The 1,047-nt window shown below is 41.2% G+C and carries 2 protein-coding genes; both read left to right on the top strand.

What is annotated here, in order from left to right; genetic code table 11:
* On the top strand, positions 1–717 hold a 717-nt coding region (locus U8U68_RS21915), incomplete at its 5' end, for an ATP-binding cassette domain-containing protein (RefSeq protein ID WP_322204586.1).
* A gap of 130 nt (positions 718–847) precedes the next feature.
* The coding region (locus U8U68_RS21910) for a MerR family transcriptional regulator (protein ID WP_322204584.1) at positions 848–1,047 on the top strand (200 nt) is incomplete at its 3' end.

Raw genomic sequence — 1,047 nt, 5'->3', positions numbered from 1 at the left:
GCAAAAGAGGAATCCCTGACAGATGTTAATCTGACAATTAACAAGGGTGAAACCATTGCAATTGTGGGACATAACGGAGCCGGAAAATCAACTCTCGTGAGACTGATTACAGGTATATATCAGCCCACCGGTGGCAGTGTAACAATAGACGGTATACCCACAAAGGATATTAAGTCATCGAGCCTTTACGGACTTATGTCCGGTGTATTCCAGAAATTCCAGAAATATCAGATGACTCTTCGTGAAAATGTTAGGATTAGCAATCTTGATGCGGAAAGGGAAGACGGAACTCTGCTGGAAACCTTAAAGAAAGCAGATGTGGATATGGAATCACAGTTTTATCCCGACGGTTTGGAAACCATGCTTTCCCGTGAGTTTGACGGCGTCGACCTTTCAGGCGGACAGTGGCAGAGGGTATCTATTGCAAGAGGTATCAACAGAGACAGTAAGGTAATCGTCTTGGACGAGCCTACTGCAGCAATTGATCCCATTGAGGAGACAAAGATATATAAGAAGTTCAAAGAGATATCCGATGAAAGAACAACGGTGCTTGTAACTCACAGACTCGGAAGTGCCCGAATTGCAGACAGAATCGTTGTTATGGAAAACGGCCGTGTTGCAGAAATCGGAACCCATGATGAGCTGATTCATAAAAAAGGCGCATATTATGTTTTGTTCATGTCACAGGCACAGTGGTATGAAAATCAGAATGCTTAATAGGAACGTATAATATGAAGAAAACAGCTGTTTTTTTCCCGGCAGGCTGCCCGCTATCATACCAGAAGCCTCACAAATTAATACATTAGAAGAATAGGCGCATAAATAATACTTAAAAGAGGAGGATTTTATGAAAAATGAACTCATGTTGATTGGTGAAATTGCAGACTTTTTTGGAATTTCAAGAAAGGCAATGCGTTTATATGAAAAGAAAGGTATTATTAAGCCGGTGAAAGTAGATACCACGAATGGATACCGCTACTATTCAGCAGAACAGGTTCAGCAGTTAAATGCACTGATAGAGTTAAAAGCACTAGGTTTTTCTCTTGA

The organism is Acutalibacter intestini (genome assembly GCF_034334985.1).
Lineage (GTDB): Bacteria > Bacillota > Clostridia > Oscillospirales > Acutalibacteraceae > Acutalibacter > Acutalibacter intestini.
This window is presented reverse-complemented; position numbering and strand designations above follow the sequence as displayed.